Raw genomic sequence first — 24,629 nt, forward strand, 5'->3', positions numbered from 1 at the left:
GGCTGACTTTTTTAATGAATATTTATACATAAAAATGATATATTTTTGCATTGGTACGTTGAAGCTGTAATGTAAAAGATTTATTATCACAACCATAAAAACTTTGAATTGCTAACACAATAGGTCAATGATAAAATGATAGAACTAATTAGATTCATCAGTGGAATCGACGTGTTTTTCAAGTCAAGCCATTGCATAATTATTGAAAAACATGCGCATTCGGCGGACCGTACCGCCTTGAATACGTCTTATGTTTTTGTCCCCCATTCCTCGTAGTTGTTCTTTGATTTACCTCTTGTTGCCACTGTCTTCTATTCGGCCGCCTGTATTTCAGGCCAGCATGACTTTATAACAGAAAGGTTGCGTTCCATGAGACAGACAGGTTTACCACCCAAACAGGGACTATATGATCCCCAATTCGAAAAAGACGCCTGCGGCATGGGCTTTGTTGCCCACATCAAGGGAAAACCATCGCACGATATTGTAAGTCAGGCTTTGACCATGCTCGTAAACATGGAGCATCGGGGCGGTCAGGGAAGTGAACCAAACTCCGGTGACGGAGCAGGGATCATGATTCAGGTTCCGCATCTGTTTTTTCAAGAGGAAGCGGAGCGATTGGGCTTCAAATTGCCTAAGGCCGGACAATATGGCGTGGGTATGCTTTTTGTATCCAATGATCCAAAAGTTCGTGAGCTGCATGAGCAGAAGCTTAGAGAAATCATTGTGGACGAGGGCCAGAACTGTCTGGGCTTTCGCGATGTACCAACGTATGACGAAATGCTGGGTAAATCGGCAAAAGCAGCTAAACCTGGCGTACGTCAGGTGTTCATCGGCCGCAGTAGCGATTTGAAGGAAGAACTGGATTTTGAACGGAAACTGTATGTCATTCGTAAACGTGCAGAGCTTGCTATTCGCTATAACCAAGAGGATATGAATGGTGAGTCGTTCTATATTCCAAGTTTGTCATGTCGCAAGGTTGTATACAAAGGAATGCTGACAACCGAGCAGGTAGGTAAATTTTATCTGGATTTGCAGGATGAGCGGGTGACATCGGCGATCGCGCTGGTCCATTCCCGTTTTAGTACGAATACGTTCCCGAGCTGGGACCGTGCGCATCCTTATCGTTTTATGATTCACAACGGTGAAATTAATACCATGCGCGGCAACGTAAACTGGATGCATGCGCGTCAGGCACAGTTTGAAAGCGAAGCGTTTGGCAACGATATCAAGAAGGTTAAACCTGTCATCAACCCAGATGGCTCGGATACAGCTATGTTTGATAATACCCTGGAATTTCTGTATCTGAGTGGACGTTCGCTTCCTCATGTAGCCATGATGATGGTACCTGAGCCTTGGAACAAGCATGAGACCATGGACCCGAAGAAGCGGGCATTTTATGAATATCATAGCACCATGATGGAGCCGTGGGACGGACCTGCTGCGATGGCGTTTACAGACGGTATCCAAATCGGGGCGATTCTTGATCGCAACGGCCTGCGTCCTGCACGTTACTATGTGACCAAGGACGACCTGATTGCACTGTCATCTGAGGCGGGCGTATTGGATATTGCTCCTGAAAATGTGCTTTATAAGGATCGTCTCCGTCCAGGGCGTATGCTCCTGGTGGATACTCAAGAAGGCCGCATCGTTTCTGATGAAGAGTTAAAGGAACGTATCGCATCCGAAGAACCTTATCAGCAGTGGCTGGATGAGCATTTGATTGATCTGGATGATCTGCCTGAAGCACTGGAGCAGCCAGAGCCGAAACATGAAAATGTAAATCAGTTGCAACTCGCTTTTGGATATACGTTTGAAGAACTACGCAAACTTCTGGAGCCGATGGCACTTACAGGTGCGGAACCGATTGGCTCAATGGGGTATGATGCTCCATTGGCGGTATTGTCTGACCGTCCGCAACGTTTGTACAATTACTTTAAACAAATGTTTGCTCAGGTTACCAACCCGCCGATTGACGCCATTCGTGAAGAAATAGTGACGTCAACTGCAACGACGATTGGACCAGAGCGCAATTTACTGCACCCAGAACCGGAAAGCTGTCGCCAGATTCGTTTGGATTCGCCGGTGCTGTCGAATGAAGAGTTTGCTAAAATTCGTCACGTACACCGTCCAGGCTTCAAATCCATGACCATTCCGATCTTCTTTGAAGCAAAAGAAGGTGCTGAGGGCTTATACAAGGCGCTGGAAGGACTGTTTGAGGCGGCTGACCGTGTCATTGACAAAGGTCATAACATTCTGATTCTGTCTGACCGTGGAGTGGACGCAGAAAATGCAGCCATTCCGGCGTTGCTAGCTGTTTCCAGCCTGCATCACCATCTGATTAAGCAGGGTACACGCACACGTGTGAGCATTTTGCTGGAATCCGGGGAGCCAAGAGATATTCACCATTATGCGGTACTTTTGGGCTACGGTGTGAGCGCGGTTAATCCGTATCTGGCGTTTGAAACGCTGGATGTCATAATTCAACAGGGCTTGCTGCGCGGCATCTCGCACGAAAAAGCAGTTAAAAATTATATTAAAGCGGCAACCAAGGGTGTCGTTAAAATATTGTCCAAAATGGGTATTTCCACGATTCAGTCGTACCGTGGAGCGCAAATTTTCGAGGCCGTAGGTCTGAAGCAGGATTTCGTTGACCGTTATTTCACATGGACGCCTTCCCGCATTGGCGGTATTGGTCTGGAGGAAGTGACGATGGAAGCGCTGGCCCACCATAACCGTGCTTTCACTGATAAGGACGGCAATGACAAGGTGCTCGATTCGGGCGGCGAATACCAATGGCGCAACGATGGAGAAGAGCACTTGTTTAACCCGCAAACAGTGCATTTACTCCAGCAGTCGGTTCGCTCGGGAGACTACGAGCTTTACAAGAAGTATACCAAGCTGGTACAGGGTGAATCTGAACAACATTTGACGATTCGCTCCATGCTTCAATTGAAGCCTGCTGGTGAGCCTGTGCCGCTGGATGAAGTGGAATCTGCTGCATCGATTATGCGTCGCTTTAAAACAGGGGCTATGTCTTTTGGCTCCATTAGCCAGGAAGCGCATGAAGATTTGGCGATTGCGATGAATCGGATCGGTGGCAAGAGCAACACGGGTGAGGGCGGGGAAAACCCTGCGCGTTTCATCCCGGATGCTAATGGTGATTCACGTCGCAGTTCGATCAAGCAGGTGGCATCTGGCCGATTTGGTGTCACGTCGAACTACTTGGTGAATGCCGACGAAATTCAGATTAAAATGGCGCAAGGCGCGAAGCCGGGCGAAGGTGGGCAACTACCAGGACGCAAGGTGTATCCTTGGGTCGCCGAGGTACGCGGTTCAACGCCAGGAGTAGGCCTGATTTCGCCACCACCGCATCACGATATTTATTCTATCGAGGATTTGGCAGAGCTCATCTATGATCTCAAAAACGCCAATCCACGTGCTGATATTAACGTAAAGCTGGTATCAGAGGTAGGTGTGGGCACGATTGCTACAGGAGTAGCCAAAGGCCGTGCTGACATTATTCTGGTCAGCGGTTATGACGGTGGTACAGGCGCTTCCCCGCAAGGCTCCATCCGCCATGCGGGTATGCCTTGGGAGCTGGGGCTGGCTGAGACGCATCAGACGCTCATGCTGAACAACCTGCGCGACCGCGTGGTACTGGAGACAGACGGTAAGATGCTGTCTGGACGTGATTTGGTCGTAGCTGCCCTGTTGGGTGCGGAAGAATACGGCTTCTCCACAGCGCCGCTCGTAGCGTTGGGCTGTATTATGATGCGGGTATGCCAAATGGATACCTGTCCGGTGGGTGTGGCTACGCAGAATCCAGAGTTGCGCAAAAATTATATGGGTGATCCAGCCCATGTGGTGAATTTTATGCGTTTCATCGCAGAAGATGTCCGTGAAATTATGGCGGAGCTGGGATTCCGCACGATCCAGGAAATGATTGGCCGTACGGATTGTCTGGATACCGTGAACGCCGATTCGCACTGGAAGAAGAAGGGCGTAGACCTGAGCTTGCTGCTGCATGTTCCTGAGTTGGAAGATGGAAGTGTACGTTACCGCGTACAGCGCCAAAACCACGGTCTGGAAGAAACACTTGATATGCAGAAGCTCTTACCGATGGCTGCGGAAGCACTGGAGAGCGGAACGCCTGTGGAGGGTACCTTGCCTATTACTAACGTGAATCGGGCGGTAGGTACGATTCTGGGCAGCGAGGTTACACGTAAGTATGGAGCGGCAGGTCTGCCTGAGGATACGATTCGCTTTAACTTCATTGGATCGGCAGGTCAGAGCTTCGGAGCCTTTATTCCGAAAGGTATCACGTTGAGCGTCGAAGGCGATAGCAATGACTATGTCGGTAAAGGGCTATCTGGCGGTAAAGTTATTGTAAAGAAATCTCACAAAGCGACCTTTAAGGCTGAAGAGAACATTATTATCGGAAATACAGCCTTGTATGGAGCGACCAGTGGTGAAGCTTATATTAACGGAATCGCAGGCGAGCGCTTTGCCGTTCGGAATTCCGGCGCACGTATTGTTGTTGAGGGCGTTGGTGATCATGGCTGCGAATACATGACGGGCGGACGTGTAGCTGTATTGGGTGGAACCGGACGGAACTTTGGAGCCGGGATGTCCGGAGGTATTGCATACGTCTATGATCCTGAGGGAACGTTCCTGAGCCGTTGTAATCTGGAGATGGTGTTGCTGGAAGATGTGGAGGACCCTGCAGAAGCAGCGGATTTGCGCGGCTTGATTCAGCGCCATGTCACTTACACGGGCAGTGAAGCAGGACAACGTATTTTGGATGAATGGCAGACTGCGATTCAGCAATTTGTACGGGTGATTCCAAAGGATTACAAGCGTATGGTTGAACAGATCCAAAAAGAAGAGGCGACCGGTTTGAGCGGGGATGAAGCTCTACTGGCAGCATTTGAAGCCAATATGCGTGAGTTGGCGCGTACCGGGGGCTAAAAAGCAGACCGCCAAATTCACTAAAAAGGACTTGCTGAATACCGCTGTTATAGTCACGGCGGTGCCAGCAAGTCCTTTTTTTAGACTGATAAAAATGTGATTTATTACCTTGACAAACGTCATAAATTCTGACATTACCCCCAAAATGTTTTCCTGAAACGGTAAATATGTTATAAAAAGTACCAATTTTTTTGGAATGTAACCGTTTACGTAAGAGTTTATGTCTTGTTATTTATTTTTGGATTGGTTATGATTTTTTTAGAGTACGCAAACAAACCTAATATGCCCATCGTCCCTTCAAAACACAGAATAGGGTGACAGGATGAAGTTGAAGAAGTCAGCAGAAGACAAAATGATTTTTTTATACCGTTATGTATCATTATCTTTAACATCACTTGTTTTTCTGTTCGAAACATCTAGATTAATGGTATGGCAAAAGCTATTACTGATTGTTTTTCTATTTTTATCCGTTACAGCATTTACTTGGATTTACCGTAAATACAGACTTCATGATATGGTATTGAAATGCAGTATTGCACTAGAAACCGCAGGGATCATTTTGCTGTTATTCCCGACCGGAGGGATCAATAGCCCGTTCAAATGGTATGTGATTACTCCCATGCTGGTAGCTTGTGCTCATCTATCTATGAGGTACAGCTGGACGCTCCTACTTTCTTATATCGGTTTGGTGCTTACATTTTGTTATATCTTTTTTACACCAGGTCAATATTTTTTGTGGGATCTTATATTGCAGAACATTAATCTGTTTCTGGTATTGATCGTAACCACTATGGCAATGCAGGTTATTCGCGTCATGAAGGACGAACTGAAGGTGGCTAAAGAACAAGCCAATGAGACGATGGATCATATCAAGTCGATTTACCACATCATGGAGACGACCAGCCATAATGAGGCATTAAATCTAGGTCAGGTCATCTCGGATTACACTGTCAAGTTAACCAAGCAGAGCCGTGCATTTTTCTGGCTGGATAGTCAGGAGGAAGATGCGCCGGCAAGCAGCCAAACAGGCTGGACGGTAGAGGAAGAGGAACAGCTATTCGAGGAACTGGAGAATTACCGGGAGGAGTTCAGGGAAGAGCGCGAACCATTTTTCAGACATCTACCGGAATGGGGCGACTTTCTCATGATCACCGTACCGATGACGACCCGCTTTGTAGCGACGATTGGCCTTAAGCTGGGACCGGATCAAAGTTTGACAGGAAGACGCTGGCTTGTGCAACAACTGATATTCTTAGCTGAGCTGAGTGCTGTGTTTTTGGAACGCTATGAGCTGGAGCGTATTGAGAATCAGTTGATTGTGACGAATGAGCAGAACCGGATTGCAAATGAAATGCATGACAATGTTTCACAAAGTCTTTTTGGTATTGTGTATGCAACGCATTCTCTCCGGCAGACTTGGTGCCATCAGCCTAAGGAGCAGGTGGAGGAACAAATTGAATTAATTCAGCAATCGGCCAACCAAGCGGTTAGAGAGCTGAAGGGGGCAATTCATAGTCTAAGCTCGAAAAAAAGCGGAGGATCAACTTGGTTGGGGACGGTGAAAAGTCATCTGCATACACTCTCCAAGCTGAACCATGTACAAATTGATTTTGACATCCATGGTGATCATTATTCACTTCCGTATTTGTACCAAAAGGCTTTGTTCCGCATCATTTCCGAAGCGGCGGGGAACGCAATCCGTCATGGATTGGCCAAGCGAATTGATGTGAAGTTAAAATTGACGCCCCAAGTGATTAGACTGTCTATTCATGACGACGGAGTAGGGTTTGAGACGGCGAGAATGGTAGCAGGAGGTGAGGCGGTCAGTGCAGGCGGGGGCCTGGGCATGATGAATATGGAATATTTAGCTCAATCGATGGGAGGCGAATTTGATATTTCAAGTCGAATCGGAGAGGGAACACAGATCCGATTGTCCATTCCGGTAAATGCTTATGAATGAGGATTTTACAAAATCCTTGAATACAATGTGTGAACATTCTGCAATACAAAATCTGCGGTAACAATCGGATACATAGGGATTATGCAAATCCTGAACTGTAGACAGGAGGCCGAATCATGAAAATTGTCATTGTCGATGATCATCCTTTAGTACGGAAAGGACTCGCTGCGGTTATATCCATGCAGCCCAATGTTCAGTTCGCGGGAGAGGCCCAGAATCAACAGGAAGCACTTGCGGTGATCGAGGAAACGGATCCGGATTTGGTGCTGCTGGATTTGAAATTAGCTGATGAATCAGGTCTGGATATTATCAAGATAGCGCGCGGACGCGGGTTCAGAAGCAAATTTATTTTGCTGACCTCTTCTGCAACACGTGAAGATTTTCTGAAAGCGGAGGAAGCCTCTGTGGACGGTTACGTGCTTAAGGAGGCTTTGCCTGAGGAACTAATTTACGCGATTCATCTTGTCAACAAAGGACGCAAATATTATGATCCGGCTATTCTCGAAAATAAGCTGCGTGAAGATGCTGGCAATCTCACGGACGACCTGACACCCAAGGAAAAGGAAGTGCTGGTCGAGCTGGGACAAGGGGCTTGCAATCGTGAAATAGCATCCCGGTTATTTATCAGTGAGTTCACCGTCAAAAAGCATGTCAGTCAGATCTTGGCCAAGCTGCGACTGGCAGATCGTACGCAGGCAGCATTATATGCCAATGCGATTGGTCTAGCGAAGTACGAGCCAACCAATATGATGATGCGCTAACCCCATAAGCTACGCAGTAGTTTCAATATGCGAGTGGTATAGAGAAATCCTCAAAATCACCAACTTTGGTGGTTTTGAGGATTTTTTCTTGTGTATTTACCATAATCGACAAAGTATGGTACAAAAGTATACCATGCCGTGTCCAAAAGTATACATCCCCCTTCCTCTGTAGTGAGGGAGAAAGTGCCGTTCGGTTCCATGTCGTTAATACAACGGATTGTTACAATTAGATCATACTTAAAATAAGAAGAGAAATTGTATGGGAGGGAGGATTTTTGTGGAGAAAACCATTTTGGATTATCTAGTCCTGATCAAAAAAAGATTGTGGCTGATTGCGATTTTTGTCATTCTCTCATGTGTAACGACTTACATTGTGAGCGACAATGTCGTAAAGCCAGTCTACTCCGCTTCAAGCCAACTGCTGGTTAATCATATTTCCGCCAAGCAGGGGAGTAACAATCTGAATGACGTCAACACAAGTCTTAATTTGGTGGAAAGCTACAAGCAAATTCTCACTTCACCTAAAATTATGGACGCTGTGGTAGCGACTCATCCTGAGTTCAATTTGACGTCGCAAAAGTTGGCAGAGAAGCTGCAAATTAAATCCTCGGATAAAAGTCAGGTAATCGGCTTGACGTTTGAGGCAGGGAATTATCCCCAGGCCGCAGCGGTTGTAAACGCAGTAACCCAGAAATTCGTGCAGACGGTTCCGGGATTGATGGAATTAAATAATGTGAAAATTTTAAATGAAGCGGACCCGCAAGCCAATCCTGACCCGATTAATGGGAATCCGCTCATGAATATTGCGATTAGTTTTCTCGTATCGCTGATGATTGCGCTGGGCACGATTGTGTTCCTGGAAAGCATTAACGGCACGCTGCGCACGGAAAAAGAAGCGGATGCAGACATCGGCATTCCGGTAATTGCATCGATTCCCGTCATTCGCAAGAAGGACATCGATGGAGTGGCCGGAAATTCCAAAGAACGGGTAGGGGAGCGTAAATATGCTGCGATTGAATGACATGTTGATTACAGAAAGTAATCCATCATCGTATATCTCGGAATCATTTCGATCCCTCCGTACATACATCCGGCAGCAGGTGGTCGGGCAAAAGGACCGTGGGACGGTTCTTTTGTTAACCTCGCCGGAAAGCGGAGCGGGGAAAACAACAATGATCGCCAACATCGGAGTTTCCTTTGCTCAAGAAGGCAAGAAGGTGGCTCTGGTGGATTGCAATCTGCATAAACCAGCGCTGCACGAGATATTCGGAATGGAGAATACCGGAGGTCTATCGGCTTATTTGCGCGGTGGGGCTTCTTCCAAATCTATCGTTAGGCATGGTGGACTGGAACTATCAGTTGTTCCTGGTGGGGACAGTCTGTATAACGCAGCAGATCTGCTCGGTAGCGAACGTATGGCAGAGCTGTTGGAAGAGCTCAAACGTGAATATGACATCATATTACTCGATTCGGCGCCAGCGCTGAATTATACGGATGCTCGCCTGATTGCAGGCTTGACGGATGGTGTGATTCTCGTTGCCAAACATGGCCGGACCAAACGGGAAGATCTACGCAAAACGAAGCAACTCATGGAGCAGGCTAGCGCGACGCTGGTTGGAATTGTGATGAATCAGGTGAAGTAAGCAACACCAAAATTCGATGAAGCAAGGAGAATGAGTGCGATGATGAAAAAAGTGAAAAAGGCCATTATTCCAGCAGCAGGATTGGGAACGCGCTTCCTCCCTGCCACCAAAGCAATGCCTAAGGAAATGCTCCCGATTATCAATAAGCCTACGATTCAATATATCGTGGAAGAAGCGATTGCTTCTGGTATCGAGGACATCATTATCGTTACGGGTAAAGGTAAACGTGCCATTGAGGACCACTTTGACAACGCATTTGAGCTGGAATCCAAACTGCTCGAGGACGGTAAGCTGAAGCTTCTGGAGGAAGTACAGCGTTCTTCAGGTGTGGAAATTCATTACATTCGCCAGAAAGAACCCAAAGGTCTTGGACATGCGGTATGGTGCGCAAGACGCTTTATCGGGGACGAGCCATTTGGTGTGCTGCTGGGCGACGATATCGTAACAGGTCAAAAACCTTGCCTGCGCCAGCTGATGGATCAATATGAGGAAACGCAAAACTCTGTGATCGGTGTGCAGCGGGTACCACAGGAATTCACAAACCGGTATGGCATCATTGAACCGGACCAACAGGACGGACGATTGTACCGAGTGAATAATTTTATTGAAAAACCGGCTCCAGGCACAGCCCCATCCGATTTGGCTATTATGGGTCGCTATGTGTTCTCGCCGAAAATTTTCAAATATCTTGATCTTCAGGAAAAAGGAGCTGGCGGCGAAATTCAGTTGACGGATGCGATCCAAAAGCTAAATCAGAGTGAACGTGTTTACGCCTACGACTTTGAAGGCACGCGTTATGACGTAGGTGAACGTCTTGGATATATTTTAACCACTCTTGAATTTGCACTTGCCAGCGATGATTTGAAGTATCCGGTTATGGAGGCCATGAATGAATGGCTGAAAAAAACCGAGAAAGCAACCACAGCGGGTTGAGAGGAGGTACGTCAGCATGAGCATGGAAAATTTACCGGAGGATGGCGAGGCTGTCATGTCAGGTAAAGCGTTTTACATGCCATACGGAAATACACAAATTCAGGATAAAACGTCCTACCTGGTCACAAAACGCCTCCTTGATATGCTGCTGTCTTTCGTGGGCTTAATTGTCTTGCTTCCATTGTTTGCAGTGGTGGCCATTCTGATTAAGCTCGAAGACCCAAAGGGAAGTGTGTTTTTCAAGCAAACTCGGGTGGGCAAGAATGAGAAGTTATTCGATATGTATAAATTCCGTTCAATGGTGTCCAATGCCGAGGAACTGAAAAAGGACCTGATGGAGCTGAATGAAGTGAGCGGCGCCATGTTCAAAATTAAAAACGATCCTCGGATCACGAAAATTGGCAGTTTTCTGCGCAAGACGAGTATTGATGAGATTCCGCAGCTGTGGAATGTGTTGGTTGGAGACATGACTTTAGTCGGTCCGCGTCCGCCATTGCCCAGTGAGGTTGAGCAATACTCCGATTATGACAAGCAGCGCCTGATTGTAACACCGGGATGTACGGGTTACTGGCAGGTGAGCGCACGTAACAGTGTAGGCTTCGAAGAAATGGTGCAAATGGATTTGAAGTATATTCATGTTCGCAATACGTGGCTTGATCTGAAAATCATCATGAAAACAGGCGTTAAAATGCTGTTCTCCAAGGATGCTTACTGATGGATGCATTTAAGCGATGTCCCGCAGTGTCCGTCGTTATTTGCACCTATAACCGGGCGGACCTGCTGGAGAAAACGTTAATGTCTCTACTGAAGCTGGAAGACCTTGCACTGGCTGAGATCATTGTGGTCGATAACCGATCCACCGATCATACAGCAGCGACGATCAAAAGATTCACCGTTGCGCATGGTCAGCATATTCATCTTCGGTATCATTATGAGCGCGAACAAGGACTGTCTGCCGCTCGTAATGCTGGCATTACGTTATCAAAAGCAGACGTCATTGCTTTTCTGGATGATGATGCAATTCCGTGTGTTACATGGCTGCAAACGATTATGTCGGCCTTTGGGAACAATCCCGAGCTGACGGCTATGGGTGGGAAGATTGATCCTAAGTTTGAGACGGAACGCCCGAACTGGTTGACAGGGCCGCTTGAACTGCCTTACACGATTATTGATCTGGGGAAATCCGTTCGGGAATATCCAGCGGGCCTGAATCCATTTGGAGCGAATATGGCTATGCGCAAAACGGCTTTCGCCGCCGTCATGTTCCCGCTTCACTTGGGCAGAAAGGGAGATATCCTACTATCTGGTGAAGAATCGTGGGTATTCGAGCAAATCCGTAAAAATGGTGGAACGATTATGTATCATCCGCACATGGCGGTAGAACATTTTGTTCCGGCTTCACGCTTAACGAGAGAATGGATTTTGAATCGCTACTATTGTCAGGGCATGTCTAATGCTGCTCAGGCTGCAGGTCTGCGCGGCAACGCGGTGCTGATGGCAAAAGTGGCAGCCAAAGTGTTATACATCACGGTGGATTCCCTGCTGGCACGTACTGAGGGCAGGAAGCTGTTAAACCGGTGCAGGCTTGAAAATATCCGCGGAACGCTGGATACACTGCGCAACCGGAAAAGCGAGTCAGCTGCGGGGTGAAAGATTGAACATGAGTAACTATCCTTGGACTTCCAGAATAAACACGATACAGCATGTTTTTATTTTTCTACTAGGCGCTCTTGCTGTAGGAATTGCAGCTACCTATCAACCTGTGGTCAGTATTGCGGCGGTATGCTTACTGCTTTTGTTGGCTGTCTCTATCCATCATCCAGAGCGCATTAGCTATGCGGTTTTGCTAAGCACAGCGGTCTCGGTCGATTCTCTGTATCAGGGTGGCGTGTTCGGCATTGAGATATTGTCATTGTACAAATTGGGCATTTTGGCTCTGCTAGTGCCCTGCATGCTCGTGTATGGCATTCGTCTCAAGTTCAGTTATCCAGTTTGGGCATTGGTGATCATGCTGGGGATTACATTTGGATTTTCAGCATGGCTGCCTTTGTTAACGACCTCGATTGCCGTCAAGGCGTTCGTGGGACTATCACTGCCCTTCTTTTTTTTACTGATCCAGTGGAAAAAGGATGTGGCGGAAAAGCATATTCGACTGATTAGCCTGTTGCCGATTATTAGTGTGGTCATTGGATTAGGCTTGCAGGTTTTAGGATTGCACTCATTTACGGATGTGGAATTTACGGGCGCAGTCAGAGTACAAGGAGCGAACATACCGCCGCATTTGGCAATGCTCTCCTTTCTCGGAATTGCCGTCTCTCTGATTGAGGTCAAGCGCAAACCTAGGCAAGCTGCTTTTTATTACACGGTGTTGGCCCTGAACTTTCTAATCCTGATCGCCACCGGTACACGTGGGCCGATTCTGGCATTGTTATTAATGTTTGCTGTGTATCTGTTTGATATTGCCCGTCAGTACCTCAAGGGAAAAGTCAATTATTTGCTACCGCTGGCCGGATCGTTTTTGGTTGCTCTGGGGGCGGTGGCCCTACAATGGAACAATTTAAAAAAACGCTCCTTCGAACGGGAGACCGACACAGGCATTGACCTATCGGGACGCTCGGAGGCATGGGAATATTTTTTGAACAGAGTACATGATTACCCTTGGTCAGGCAGAGGCCTTGGCGCGGTAACGGTTGCGAACGACGGGACGTTATTCAATGGTTTTGTTGTACCGCATAACGAGTATATACGATTTTATTTTGATACCGGATATATCGGTTGCGGGCTATTAATGCTTTCATTACTGATCGTGTTCGCTCTCATTTACCGGTCACTTGCCAAGTCTATCAAACCTTATTTTGCAACTTTAATTGCAGGTTTTTTGATCTACTCGTTTTCAGATAATACGTTGTCGACGGTTCAGATGATTATTCCGTTTTGCTGGTATTTGAACGCATTATACCAGACATCTACTCAAACCGATTTTCGCAAAGAGAAGTGATACGATGAGCAGAGTGAACATGTTCGATGTCAACTTTGATAATTACGATTTTAATGATCTACTCGAATTTATAGATACTTCTATTGAGCATCAGCGTCATTCCTACATTTTGACCTGTAATGTCGATCATGTGATCAAGCTTCGTAAGGATGATGAATTCCGCAAGGTATATTCGGATGCCGGAGCTGTAGTGGCCGATGGAATGCCTATCATTTGGGCGTCTAAGTTGCTGAAAAAGCCCCTCAAACAAAAAGTGTCAGGGTCCGATTTGTTCACCCGGCTGGGAGAGGCTTTTGAGGATCGGGGCTATCGCTTGTTTTTTCTGGGTGCAGCTGACGGTATTCCTGAGAAGGCTATGCTTAATCTCCAGGAATCCTATCCAAACATGAATGTAGTAGGCTGCTATTCTCCTTCTTATGGTTTTGAGAAAAACGAAGAGGAGAACAGATACATTATCCAGTTGCTTCAAGAGGCTCGCCCAGACATCGTTTTTGTAGGTGTAGGAGCACCGAAGCAGGAAAAATGGATTTACAGATATTATGGGACTTACCGCGCTCCAGTTTCGATTGGGGTGGGAGCGACCTTTGATTTCCTGTCGGGAAATGTAAAGAGAGCACCGGAGCTGATGCAGAAGACAGGATTTGAATGGTTTTGGAGGTTGTCTCAGGAGCCTAAACGATTGTGGAAAAGATATTTGATTGAGGATTCCCAGTTCCTCGTTCTGCTGTTTAAAGAGATGTTCAAGCGGAAGCGGATGAAGGGAGGCCAGGGGTGAGAAACATGAGTCGGTTGGCAGATCAGCAGATTTCCTTCTGGCTAGGAAGTCGGCGTGGAATCGGCATGATCGGCATGGGGGTGCTGGCTTGTATGCTACCACTCGCCATCGGATTTGTCAGCGCCAAGATGAATCCCACCACGAGCCAGCAGGGAGCCATATTGCTGGCGATCGTTTTTCCAGCCTTCCTGCTGGCGATCTTGCAATCACGGCTATTGATTTCTTACACATTGGTGGTGTGGGCAGTAGGCCCGGAAATCCGCCGCATTGCAGATTGGTTGGAGGGAACGTATCACTCGGTTTCCTTATTGAGCGTGGCGCCGCTGCTGGTAAGCAGCATGCTGATCATTCCTGTGCTGCGGGGTATTCATCTGGCGGAAAAGCCATTAACCCGGATTGCTGTATTTTTCGGCATAGAGTTGGCCTACGGAAGTGTGGTCGGGTTATTCAAAAATGGTATTGTTTTTGCTTATGATTTGGCCAATTATGTGGTTCCATTGCTTCTATTGCCTTATCTTGCGATTAAGCCTATGAAAGCCAAGGAGCTGGACCGACTGCTGTATTCATACGCCAACATTGCTGTTCTAGTAGCGATATACGGCATTATTCAGTACTTGACGGTGCCTCCTTGGGATGCATTTTGGATGAATCATGTGGAAATGAATTCCATTGGCGTGCCAGAACCGCTTCAAATTAGAGTGTTTTCTTCCATGAACTCGCCTGGCCCATGCGCTATTTTCCTGGCAATGGCACTTGTACCAATGCTGATGGAGAAACGGTGGCGAGGCACTTTGGGATGGATTGGAGTCCTGCTAACAGTCGTTTGTCTCTTGGTCACGCTCGTACGTTCAGCATGGCTGATTGCATTCGTCATGTTGCTGGCTTACATTCTCAGCTCATCCTCCAAAGGAAAGTGGAAGACCCTGTTTCAACTTGCTATCGTCGGCCTTCTTCTCTATATCATCGTTCCAAAACTTCCGGGGGCAGAAGGTTTGGTGGCTCGCATGCAGACGTTGACAGATATTCAACAGGATCATTCGTACAATGAACGTTTGGATCTACTGCATACAATGCTTCCGGCGATTACTAGCAATCCGGTCGGGCAGGGGATCGGGAGTGTAGGTATCGGAACCAAGCTTGATAACGGCGGCGATCTCGGTGAACTTGGGATTATGGATAATGGTTATATTGCCATTTTCCTCACCTTCGGTATTTGCGGAGCATTCTTTTTCTTCGGTGGTCTGTTCGTTATCATCAAGCGCCTTCTCGTCCGTATTGCCGAACGGAATTCCAGTCAGCCTTATATCAGACTGGCGTTGGCTACATGGGCCGGAGCTGTAGCCAGTCTCATATCGGATAATGGTTTCCCCGGTATGCGCGGCTATTTGATCTGGATGATGATCGGAATAGGACTATGGGCAAAAGATGTCATCGCGGAAAGAAGGTAAAGGCTGTGCAAAACTTACAAGCATTATCCGCACCTGTCCGGACACTATGGTCCACGGTGATTCGGTTTGCCAAAAGCAAGGATAACAGCTCTGCAGCAGTAAAAACGATGATATTCAGTATGCTGATTCTCGTCGTGAATATGCTGACTGGTGTGCTGACGGCACGATTCTTGGGTCCTACTGGACGAGGAGAACAGACAGCGATGGTGAACTGGTCCCAATTTCTTGCCTTCTGCATGAGCTTCGGTGTTCCATCTGCATTGATTTACAATGCCAAAAGGAAACCTGAGGAAACGGGTAAGCTGTATGGTCTGGCCTTGCTGCTGGCTACGGTATTCGGGGGAATGGCGACACTCGTCGGAGTATTTCTAATTCCTTATTGGCTGCGCTCTTTTTCTTCATCGGTCATACTTTTCGCGCAGTGTTCTATGATGATGTGTCCGCTCATAGCGATTTCACAGATCAATAATGCATTGCTTCAAGTTCGCTCAGAATATAAACAATACAATTTATTCCGGTACCTGGTACCACTAAGTACACTGCTGGGTCTGGCGATTCTGATCCTGACGGGGACGATGAATCCGTACACCTCAGCATTGGCTTACTTACTGCCAGGCTTGCCGATCTATATCGGTGTCACGATACGAATGATTCGGCTGTACAAACCAAAGGTGAAGAACAGCTGGACGCAATTTAAAAATCTCTTTACCTACGGTATGGGTTCATACGGGAATGATCTCATGGGGCAGGTTTCCACTTACATTGACCAGATTTTGATTGCAGGTCTGCTCAGACCTGCTGATCTCGGTTTATATGCGGTAGCGGTCAGCCTGGCCCGGATGGTGAATGTATTTTCAACCTCGATCATTGTCGTGTTGTTTCCCAAAGCCTCTGGTCTGGATAAGGAAGAGGCAGTGGCCATAACATTCCGGGCATTTAGAGTGACTTCAACGGCAACCTTTTTGGCTGCGGTGATGTTAATGCTGGTTGCTCCGTTCGTATTTACATTGTTATATGGTCAAGAGTTTAAACAAGCGCTTACGGTATTTCGGTTTCTGGTGCTTGAGGTTGCTATCAGTGGAGGTACCATGGTGCTGGCACAACAATTTATGGCGCTGGGTAAGCCCAAACTGGTTACCATTCTACAGGGTGTCGGATTGGCGCTCGTCATTCCATTGCTGTCCATACTCGTGCCGAGATATGGATTGACGGGTGCAGGGATAGCAATGCTGTCTTCGGGGATTTTACGGTTCGTTTTCATTTTATGTAATGTTAAGTTCGTTCTAAAAATGAAAATTCCAAGACTGCTTATTTCCAAACAAGATTTTCAATGGCTCCGATCAACGATGTCACACTACATCCGGAAAAAGCCAGTTAACGGTTAGATAAAGAAGGAGGCACCCGCTAATGAACCACATGTCTAGCGTTCCCGCGGACAACCGGATATCCGTAGTTATTATCGCTCAGGATGATGGCACTCGAATTACAGCCGCCATTAAATCCTGTCAGCCCTTTGCGGACGATATCGTCGTCATTGACGGAGGGAGCAAAGACAATACGATTCAGGTAGCTGAATCATTGGGCTGTCGGGTGTTTTCCAACCCATGGCCTGGTTATGCCAAACAGCGCATGTTTGGTGTTGATAAAGCGGAATTTGATTGGATTTTCCTGATTGATACAGACGAAGTAGTGGATGCAGAGTTGCTTGGTGACTTATTGAAAGTAAAGGAAACGCTCCACGATCCGGCCAAAGCCTATTCTGTATTTCGCATTGGCGATTTTCTCGGCAAATGGATGAACAAAGGCGAGTATTTGGTTCGTTTGTACAATCGGCGAATTTATGGCATTACGAATAGTCTTGTTCATGAAATGCCGGATGTAGCCTCTTCCCAGATCATCAATCTGGAGGGCGTGTTATGGCACTATGGCTTCCGCAGCATCAGCGATCATATGACCCGTTTTAACAAATATACGGATCTGGAAGCAGAGACGGCATTTAACAAAGGAAGATCCTTTCGGATTACCAGACTGTTGTGGAGACCGCCTGCCCGCTTTGTACAGAAGTATTTTGTTCAAGGCTTATACCGCAAGGGGTTGGCGGGTTTTGCCGTAGCCGTTTTCTGGGTGATGTATGAGTTTCTCGTCTGCTTCAAGCATTATGAGTTAACCAAGCGGCGAAAAAAGATTGAAGTTGTGGATGGCGGACAAACCGAGCAGAAAGGAGAAACCAGCTATGTCGTACAATAACGGATTTCGTATTGCGGCAACCGGGCTGAGCTGGCCGTCCTTGCAGCCAGGAGGTCTCAACACATATTTCAAATCCATCTGTGAGCAGCTTACGCTAGAGCGCAATACGCTGGATGCTTTAATCTGTAGTGATGAGCAGCCTCAGGCGCCTGAACGTATTCGTATTCATTCAATTGGTAGCAAGCAGCAATCCATCTGGAAGCGTCGAGAGCTGATGCAAAAATATGCAGCAGAACTGTTCGACAAGCAACCGATAGATGTGCTGTATTCCCACTTTGCTCCCTATAGTGTCGGACCGGCACTGGAGGCGAAAAAAAGAGGAATCCCGGTCGTTACCACCTTCCACGGACCGTGGACGGAGGAAATGAAGATTGAAGGACAGGGAATTAAGCATTTTCTTAAAACGACGTTGGCCAAATCCATTGAAATGAAGGCTTATGGTCTGGCGGATAAATTTATAGTGCTAAGCGAGACTTTTCGGGATATTTTACACGAGCATTATAAAGTTCCACTTAGTAAAATTCATATTATTCCTGGTGCGGCGAATGTAGAAAGGTTCCATCCGGCAGAGGATCAGGAGGCCGTACGGAAGCGGCTGAATTTGCCGCAAAATGCGACGATTGTGCTAACCGTTCGTCGTCTTGTTAATCGCATGGGACTGCTACAGCTGCTCGAAGCATGGCGGCGAGTAACCGAGCGACACCCTGATCATCTGTTGCTGATTGGTGGGAAGGGCCCCTTGATGGAGGAATTGGCTTCCAAGGTGGCGGAATACAATCTTCATAATCACGTAAGATTGCTTGGTTATGTGTCGGATGAGGAGCTGCCCCTGTACCATCAAGCCTCGAACCTGTTCGTTGTGCCAACACAGGCACTAGAGGGTTTCGGTCTGATTACAGTCGAGGCGATGGCCTCGGGACTACCGGTGCTGGCCACTCCTGTAGGCGGCAACAAGGAAATCTTAAGAGGATTCCGTCCTGAGCTTTTGTTCCAGGGGACGGACAGTGAAGCCATTGCTGCTGGGCTGCTGCGTGTGCTGGATCATCGTGAACTTCTACCGAATGCACGGGAATGCCGGGACCATGTCCTGAGCAGATACACATGGGGACATGTAGCGGAGCAGGTAGAAGAGGTGTTCCGACAGGTCCTTGACAGAAAGGCGGCGGCGAAATGATGAGAGTAGCTTATATTGACCATACGGCAAGATGGAGCGGCGGCGAAGTCGCTTTGTATAACATCCTGACGAATATTGGGGAACATATCGACCCGCTCGTTATTTTGGCGGAGGAGGGCGATTTGGCGGATCGGCTTCGGCAGCGTGATATTGATGTACGCATCGTTCCACTAGATGATTCGATTCGCAATCGAGGACGAAATGCTGTTAATCTGGGTGCGCCTGCAGCAGCCTTTCGGTTGCTGGCTTACGGCAGAAAACTCGCGCCGTTGCTGCGTGAGGAAAAAGTCGTGTGTGTGCACACAAACTCACTCAAGTCTGCACTGTATGGTGCAGTAGCCGCCAAATCGGCGAAGCTGCCGTTGATCTGGCATATCCGTGACCACATCGGTCCGCCGTATCTGAAGCCGATTGTAGCCAAAGGGATTCGGCTGATGTCCCGCTTTTTGCCTAACGGTGTGATTGCCAATTCCAAATCCACGCTGAGTGCATTGGAATTACCCCCGGACAAAAAGACGCTCGTCGTCTACTCCGCTTTTGCCAAAGCAATTACGGCTCGTGATTCGGCTGCGCATTTGCGTGGCGATGACTCGTTTAACGTCGTATTGGTCGGCAGATTGGCGGAATGGAAGGGACAACATATTTTATTGGAAGCGGCACGTTCTTTTTTACCAGATCAGCGTGTGAAATTCTGGCTGGCTGGAGATGCGTTGTTCGGAGAAGAGGAATACAAACAACGATTGGAATCCACGATGCGCGAATATGGGTTGACCAACGTCAATCTGATGGGACACGTCGATGACATTCAGGGACTGATGCAGCGCTGTGACCTGCTAATTCATACTTCCATTACACCGGAGCCATTCGGTCAAGTCATTATTGAGGGCATGGCTGCAGGTTTGCCAGTGATCGCTTCAAACGAAGGTGGTCCCAAGGAAACGGTGGTACCTAATGAAACCGGGCTGCTCATTGAACCGGGAGACCCGGCCAAGCTGGAAGAAGCCATCCGCTGGATGCTGGAGCATCCACAGGAACGTCAGCAGATGGGTGAGAGAGGGATGGAACGGGTCAAGAAGCATTTTGTCATCGAGAACACTGTTAAGGATATAGTTCATTACTATAAGGGTTTGTTGGCAGGAGTCTGACCGACATTCGCGTTAAAGGATGATTCAGATGAAAATAGCGATAGCACATGATTACTTAATCCAAATGGGCGGAGCGGAAAGGGTAGTAGAGGTATTCCATGATATGTATCCGGAGGCTCCCATCTTCACAACGGTGTTCAGCGACGAGCGCCTGTCGCGCAACTTGAAGGATGCGGACATTAGAGCCACTTGGCTACAAAACGTCCCAGGAGTGAAGACCAATTTCAAAGGAGTGCTGCCGCTGTATCCCATCGCTATCCGTGATTTTGATTTTAGGGATTTCGACATTGTTTTAAGCTCCAGCAGCGCATTTATGAAAAGCATCCAGGTACCCAAACATACGTTTCACATTTGTTACTGTCACACACCGATGCGGTTTGCCTGGGATTACGATACATATATGGCCCGGCAGTCCAAATCCAACCTGCTCAAAAATATGCTAAAGCTGTACATGAACAGGCTGAAAACATGGGATGCCAAAACTTCTCGCAACGTAGACCAGTTTATCGCCAATTCTTCCGTCGTCAAACGGAGAATTCTGCACTATTACCAACGGGAGGCAGATGTTATTTTCCCTCCTATCAATACATCCCGTTTTAAACGTGCTACAAGCATCGGTGACTATTATCTGATCGTATCCCGATTGGTGTCTTACAAGCGTATTGATCTCGCGATCGAGGCATTCAAACGTAACGGTCTCAAGCTGCGCATCGTTGGCGAAGGACCAGATCGTAAACGACTCGAAGCCATGGCTGGCCCGAACATTGAGTTCCTCGGCAGGCTTGAGGACGAAGAGGTTAACAAGCTGATGGCCGAATGCCGGGCGCTTGTCTTTCCGGGGGAAGAGGACTTCGGTATTACGCCTTTGGAGGCGAATGCGGCTGGACGGCCAGTTATCGCTTTTCAGGGCGGGGGAGCGCTGGATACGATTGTTCCTCATGTGAACGGCGTATTTTTCCGCAAGCATCAAGTAGACGATGTGCTGGAGGCCGTCGCAAAGGTCGAGCAACATGCATGGAATGTGGACGATATCATTACCCATGCCCGCAAATTTGATGAAGATAACTTCAAGGATCAATTGAAAAAGTATGTAGAACAAGCCTATGTGAACTTTCTAAAAGGAGGATGAACGGAATGAAGCTGGCTGTAATCGGTACTGGATACGTTGGACTCGTCTCGGGTGTGTGTTTTGCGCAAAAAGGTAATGAGGTGATTTGTGTCGATCTGGAGCAGTACAAAATCGACATGTTGAACCGGGCAGAATCTCCGATCTATGAACCGGGTATTGAGGAATTGATCGCGTTGAATCTGGAAGCTGGCCGTTTGGAGTTTACCTCCGATTTGGCCGATGCGGTACGTCGCTCGGATATCGTTATTTTAGCGGTAGGTACGCCTTCACTGGCTAACGGCGAGGCGAATTTGTCTTACATTGAACAGGCGGCTGCCGATGTCGGCAAAGCCATGAACGGGTACAAGATTATTATGACCAAGAGTACCGTACCTGTCGGAACGAACGAAAAGATTAAGGATGTAGTGGCTCGACATACGAGTTTGTCTTTTGATATTGTATCCGCGCCGGAGTTCCTGAGAGAAGGCTCAGCCATCAATGATACGCTTCATCCAGATCGCATCATTATTGGTTTGGACAATACAGGTTTGCGTGAAACAATGGTCACTCTGCATCAGGTATTCACGGATAAAATCTATGTGACCGATATCCGCAGTGCTGAAATGATCAAATATGCCTCCAATGCGTTCTTGGCAACTAAAATTTCGTTTATTAACGAGATTGCTAATATTTGCGAAAAGGTTGGCGCGGACGTTACCTGTGTGGCAGAAGGTATGGGCATGGACAAACGGATCGGTTCCTCTTTCCTGCAAGCAGGGATCGGATACGGGGGCTCTTGCTTCCCGAAAGATACGAATGCGCTCATCCAAATTGCGGGTAATGTAGACTATGAATTTAAGTTGTTAAAATCGGTGGTCGAGGTGAACACTGACCAGCGCTTTATGATTGTATCCAAGCTGCGTGAATCGCTGGGTCAGCTAAACGGCGTATCGATTGGCATTTGGGGCCTCGCCTTCAAGCCTAATACAGATGACATCCGCGAAGCTCCAGCACTGGAAATCGTAGAAACGCTCATTCAGGCAGGTGCTATTGTCAAGCTGTATGATCCCATTGCGATGGATAAATTCAAGGAGCGCGTGGATCACCCGAATATTTTATGGTGCTCCTCCCCGCAGCAAGCCGCCGAAAGAAGCGATGCTGTGTGCCTGCTGACGGATTGGGAAGAGTTCAAAGAAGTTGATCTCGTGCAACTGGGCTCTATTCTACACAAGCCAGTTCTGATTGACGGTCGTAACGTATTCACCGAGGAACAGATTCAAGGCTCTGGACTGGAATACTACTCCGTGGGTCGTCCGCGGATGAGTGGATGGAACAGAGATAAAGTGGAAGTTTAAAAAGTGACAGAAGTGACCGAATAAAAAGTGGCTGTGGCAGTGTGGGAGGCGCTGAAGGCGCTGCGCGTGCAGATTGTTCTTCCGATTGCTGTTATCCCCGGATTTTCTGGATTGTATTAAACATTCAAAGGTTAAAATCCGGGGATAAAGGCAAACGCTGACGCTTCTTCAGAACAATTCTGCCCGCTCCGCTGCTTTTGCCGCACCAAGTCACGATGTTTAATCTCCCACCTTATGGGATGGGAGTAGAAGGGCGTATCAGAAGGAGCGGCATAGTTGAAGCCGCTCCTTCCGATTAAGGCGCCATGCGCTATACCGCGGCGCCCCCTGTAGAGCAAAGACGCCATTGCGGTTGTCGCAGCAATCTTGGCAAGGCGTTACGAAACCTCGATTACTAGAAGCTTGCAAGCCCCGAAAGTGTGAGATTTTAACAGGCTGACCAGACTTAATAATGTCCGGTCGTGCCTTTTGCACCACAAGGTATGATCGATATGATGCATTTTTGAGTAGCGCAGGAATGGATTTGAATCTGGAGAAGCGGAGCGTTCGCCTTTGACGTGGGATTCTTACATATAAATGTCTTACACAATCCGAAGAATCCCACGGCAACAGCGATCGTAAGATCAAATCCATACCGTAGCGGGTAGCAACTCATCATCAGAACGATCACCCACACATAATAGAGAGGAAGTGGAGAGTTATGAAGCTCGTACTTTTGTCTGGTGGTTCCGGTAAAAGATTATGGCCGTTATCCAACGATTCCCGTTCCAAACAATTTTTGAAGGTACTGGAGAGCCCGGAAGGGATTTCGGAATCCATGGTGCAGCGGGTATGGAGACAATTGGGAGACAACGGATTATCCGAATCCTCGTTTATTGCGACAGGGAGAGCGCAGGTTGAAATGATCCAGAGTCAGGTCGGACCGAATACGCGCATCATAGTTGAGCCGGAACGCAGAGATACCTTTCCTGCGATTGCGCTGACAGCGACTTATCTATATTCCATTGCGGGTGTTTCGCCTGATGAAATTATAGCTATATTGCCTGTAGATCCTTATGTAGAGGATGCTTTCTTTGCTTCCGTTGCCCAACTGGAACATACACTTCAGGAGAGCGAAGGCAAGCTTGCATTAATCGGGGTTGTCCCTTCCTATCCTTCAGAGAAATACGGTTATATTATTCCGAAAAACGATGCCACTCAAGGTAGCACAGGCTACCGCGAAGTGAGCCATTTTCAAGAGAAACCCGACCGGGAGCAGGCGGAGCGTCTGATTGAACGCAATGCTCTATGGAACTGCGGGGTTTTTGCATTCAAATTAAGCTATTTGCTGGATATCCTGGCATCCAAGGGTTTGCCGCTGAATTATGAAGAAATGCAAAAGCAATATGCGTCTCTGGAAAAAATCAGCTTTGACTACGAAGTAGTCGAGAAGGAAAAAGACATTGTTGTTCTTCCCTATGATGGTTTTTGGAAGGATTTGGGCACCTGGAATACGCTCACAGAAGAAATGTCTAATCAGCAAGTGGGCAGAGGTGTAGTAACGGAGGATTGTGTTAATACAAGCCTTATTAATGAGCTGGACATTCCGGTAGCGATCATTGGAACGAATGATCTGATTGTAGCCGCTAGCCCAGATGGTATTCTTGTGACCAATAAGGCAGAAAGCCCACGCATCAAGGAAGTGCTCAAGGCTCATGATCAGCGTCCAATGTATGAAGAACGTCGTTGGGGGCAGTATCGAGTTGTAGACTATGTAAAGTATGACGAGGGTAATGAGGTACTGACCAAACGAATCCGCGTACACAAAGGTAAAAATATCAGCTACCAGCTTCACTTCAAACGAAGCGAAATCTGGACCATTATTAGCGGCGAAGCGGAAATTATTTTGAATGAGAAGCTGCACAAAGTGAAGGCCGGTGACGTAGTCCGTATCCCTGAAGGAACCAAGCATAGTATTTTGGCTGTAACCGATGTGGATTTTATAGAGGTGCAGACTGGCTCTGAGTTGGTTGAAGAGGATATTGTACGCTTTTGCATGGATTGGAATGAAATTGCCCGTCATCAATTTATCTCATAATCGTTTTCGTAAAAACGAAATAAAGAAGATTTGATGA

Annotated in this window: 18 protein-coding genes; all 18 read left to right on the forward strand. The window is 47.5% G+C overall.

Annotated elements, in window-relative coordinates; all coding sequences use genetic code 11:
- The first annotated feature begins 369 nt into the window (after window positions 1-369).
- The 18 genes from gltB (at window position 370) to ACH59B_RS06080 (ending at window position 24,592) form a co-directional block, all read left to right on the forward strand.
- Complete coding sequence (gene gltB, locus ACH59B_RS05995) at window positions 370-4,968, forward strand: glutamate synthase large subunit (protein WP_017426451.1); 4,599 nt, start codon at window positions 370-372, stop codon at window positions 4,966-4,968.
- Window positions 4,969-5,290: 322 nt separating this feature from the next.
- Window positions 5,291-6,928 carry a sensor histidine kinase gene (locus tag ACH59B_RS06000; protein ID WP_017426452.1) on the forward strand — a complete coding sequence of 546 codons (1,638 nt, stop codon included), beginning with the start codon at window positions 5,291-5,293 and terminating at the stop codon, window positions 6,926-6,928.
- A gap of 116 nt (window positions 6,929-7,044) precedes the next feature.
- The gene (locus ACH59B_RS06005; protein WP_013369811.1) at window positions 7,045-7,689 is read left to right on the forward strand and encodes a response regulator transcription factor; all 645 of its coding nucleotides are present in this window, start codon (window positions 7,045-7,047) and stop codon (window positions 7,687-7,689) included.
- Between the two features lie 277 nt (window positions 7,690-7,966).
- Window positions 7,967-8,710 carry a YveK family protein gene (locus ACH59B_RS06010; RefSeq protein WP_013369812.1) on the forward strand — a complete coding sequence of 248 codons (744 nt, stop codon included), beginning with the start codon at window positions 7,967-7,969 and terminating at the stop codon, window positions 8,708-8,710.
- Entirely contained in the window at window positions 8,694-9,332 is a 639-nt protein-coding gene (locus tag ACH59B_RS06015) for a CpsD/CapB family tyrosine-protein kinase (protein ID WP_016821260.1), read from the forward strand. The genes ACH59B_RS06010 and ACH59B_RS06015 overlap by 17 nt, the downstream gene beginning before the upstream one ends.
- Window positions 9,333-9,374: 42 nt before the next feature.
- Window positions 9,375-10,265 carry a UTP--glucose-1-phosphate uridylyltransferase GalU gene (galU, locus tag ACH59B_RS06020; protein ID WP_025364257.1) on the forward strand — a complete coding sequence of 297 codons (891 nt, stop codon included), beginning with the start codon at window positions 9,375-9,377 and terminating at the stop codon, window positions 10,263-10,265.
- Between the two features lie 16 nt (window positions 10,266-10,281).
- On the forward strand, window positions 10,282-10,980 hold the full coding sequence (locus ACH59B_RS06025; RefSeq protein WP_013369815.1) for a sugar transferase: 699 nt from the start codon (window positions 10,282-10,284) through the stop codon (window positions 10,978-10,980).
- On the forward strand, window positions 10,980-11,915 hold the full coding sequence (locus ACH59B_RS06030; protein ID WP_017426453.1) for a glycosyltransferase: 936 nt from the start codon (window positions 10,980-10,982) through the stop codon (window positions 11,913-11,915). The genes ACH59B_RS06025 and ACH59B_RS06030 overlap by 1 nt, the downstream gene beginning before the upstream one ends.
- 10 nt (window positions 11,916-11,925) lie before the next feature.
- Entirely contained in the window at window positions 11,926-13,263 is a 1,338-nt protein-coding gene (locus ACH59B_RS06035; RefSeq protein ID WP_013369817.1) for an O-antigen ligase, read from the forward strand.
- A 4-nt stretch (window positions 13,264-13,267) separates the two neighbouring features.
- Entirely contained in the window at window positions 13,268-14,038 is a 771-nt protein-coding gene (locus tag ACH59B_RS06040) for a WecB/TagA/CpsF family glycosyltransferase (protein WP_404303504.1), read from the forward strand.
- 5 nt (window positions 14,039-14,043) lie between these two features.
- Complete coding sequence (locus ACH59B_RS06045; RefSeq protein WP_026065389.1) at window positions 14,044-15,486, forward strand: O-antigen ligase family protein; 1,443 nt, start codon at window positions 14,044-14,046, stop codon at window positions 15,484-15,486.
- Between the two features lie 5 nt (window positions 15,487-15,491).
- Window positions 15,492-16,871 (forward strand): lipopolysaccharide biosynthesis protein, encoded by a 1,380-nt coding sequence (locus ACH59B_RS06050; protein WP_016821254.1) that lies wholly within the window; start codon window positions 15,492-15,494, stop codon window positions 16,869-16,871.
- A gap of 22 nt (window positions 16,872-16,893) precedes the next feature.
- Window positions 16,894-17,733: a glycosyltransferase family 2 protein gene (locus tag ACH59B_RS06055; RefSeq protein WP_016821253.1), complete on the forward strand. Its 840-nt coding sequence runs from the start codon at window positions 16,894-16,896 to the stop codon at window positions 17,731-17,733.
- Window positions 17,720-18,907 carry a glycosyltransferase family 4 protein gene (locus ACH59B_RS06060; RefSeq protein ID WP_013369822.1) on the forward strand — a complete coding sequence of 396 codons (1,188 nt, stop codon included), beginning with the start codon at window positions 17,720-17,722 and terminating at the stop codon, window positions 18,905-18,907. The genes ACH59B_RS06055 and ACH59B_RS06060 overlap by 14 nt, the downstream gene beginning before the upstream one ends.
- Window positions 18,904-20,052, forward strand: a complete 1,149-nt coding sequence (locus ACH59B_RS06065) for a glycosyltransferase family 4 protein (protein ID WP_016821251.1) — start codon at window positions 18,904-18,906, stop codon at window positions 20,050-20,052. The genes ACH59B_RS06060 and ACH59B_RS06065 overlap by 4 nt, the downstream gene beginning before the upstream one ends.
- A 28-nt stretch (window positions 20,053-20,080) precedes the next feature.
- A complete protein-coding gene (locus ACH59B_RS06070; RefSeq protein WP_025364260.1) occupies window positions 20,081-21,181 on the forward strand; it encodes a glycosyltransferase in 1,101 nt (366 codons plus the stop codon).
- A 5-nt stretch (window positions 21,182-21,186) separates the two neighbouring features.
- Window positions 21,187-22,515, forward strand: coding sequence for a UDP-glucose/GDP-mannose dehydrogenase family protein (locus ACH59B_RS06075; RefSeq protein ID WP_153794517.1), 1,329 nt, complete (start codon window positions 21,187-21,189; stop codon window positions 22,513-22,515).
- Window positions 22,516-23,215: 700 nt separating this feature from the next.
- The gene (locus tag ACH59B_RS06080) at window positions 23,216-24,592 is read left to right on the forward strand and encodes a sugar phosphate nucleotidyltransferase (protein ID WP_016821248.1); all 1,377 of its coding nucleotides are present in this window, start codon (window positions 23,216-23,218) and stop codon (window positions 24,590-24,592) included.
- Window positions 24,593-24,629: the final 37 nt, after the last annotated feature.

The organism is Paenibacillus sp. DP01, from assembly GCF_044784315.1.
Lineage (GTDB): Bacteria > Bacillota > Bacilli > Paenibacillales > Paenibacillaceae > Paenibacillus > Paenibacillus polymyxa.

What these genes read in the sequence shown, in the direction of transcription:
- gltB (WP_017426451.1), top strand. Translation starts at nt 370, where the DNA reads ATGAGACAGACAGGTTTACCACCCAAACAGGGACTATATGATCCCCAA.
- ACH59B_RS06000 (WP_017426452.1), top strand. Translation starts at nt 5,291, where the DNA reads ATGAAGTTGAAGAAGTCAGCAGAAGACAAAATGATTTTTTTATACCGT.
- ACH59B_RS06005 (WP_013369811.1), top strand. Translation starts at nt 7,045, where the DNA reads ATGAAAATTGTCATTGTCGATGATCATCCTTTAGTACGGAAAGGACTC.
- ACH59B_RS06015 (WP_016821260.1), top strand. Translation starts at nt 8,694, where the DNA reads ATGCTGCGATTGAATGACATGTTGATTACAGAAAGTAATCCATCATCG.
- galU (WP_025364257.1), top strand. Translation starts at nt 9,375, where the DNA reads ATGAAAAAAGTGAAAAAGGCCATTATTCCAGCAGCAGGATTGGGAACG.
- ACH59B_RS06025 (WP_013369815.1), top strand. Translation starts at nt 10,282, where the DNA reads ATGAGCATGGAAAATTTACCGGAGGATGGCGAGGCTGTCATGTCAGGT.
- ACH59B_RS06030 (WP_017426453.1), top strand. Translation starts at nt 10,980, where the DNA reads ATGGATGCATTTAAGCGATGTCCCGCAGTGTCCGTCGTTATTTGCACC.
- ACH59B_RS06035 (WP_013369817.1), top strand. Translation starts at nt 11,926, where the DNA reads ATGAGTAACTATCCTTGGACTTCCAGAATAAACACGATACAGCATGTT.
- ACH59B_RS06040 (WP_404303504.1), top strand. Translation starts at nt 13,268, where the DNA reads ATGAGCAGAGTGAACATGTTCGATGTCAACTTTGATAATTACGATTTT.
- ACH59B_RS06045 (WP_026065389.1), top strand. Translation starts at nt 14,044, where the DNA reads ATGAGTCGGTTGGCAGATCAGCAGATTTCCTTCTGGCTAGGAAGTCGG.
- ACH59B_RS06055 (WP_016821253.1), top strand. Translation starts at nt 16,894, where the DNA reads ATGAACCACATGTCTAGCGTTCCCGCGGACAACCGGATATCCGTAGTT.
- ACH59B_RS06060 (WP_013369822.1), top strand. Translation starts at nt 17,720, where the DNA reads ATGTCGTACAATAACGGATTTCGTATTGCGGCAACCGGGCTGAGCTGG.
- ACH59B_RS06065 (WP_016821251.1), top strand. Translation starts at nt 18,904, where the DNA reads ATGATGAGAGTAGCTTATATTGACCATACGGCAAGATGGAGCGGCGGC.
- ACH59B_RS06070 (WP_025364260.1), top strand. Translation starts at nt 20,081, where the DNA reads ATGAAAATAGCGATAGCACATGATTACTTAATCCAAATGGGCGGAGCG.
- ACH59B_RS06075 (WP_153794517.1), top strand. Translation starts at nt 21,187, where the DNA reads ATGAAGCTGGCTGTAATCGGTACTGGATACGTTGGACTCGTCTCGGGT.
- ACH59B_RS06080 (WP_016821248.1), top strand. Translation starts at nt 23,216, where the DNA reads ATGAAGCTCGTACTTTTGTCTGGTGGTTCCGGTAAAAGATTATGGCCG.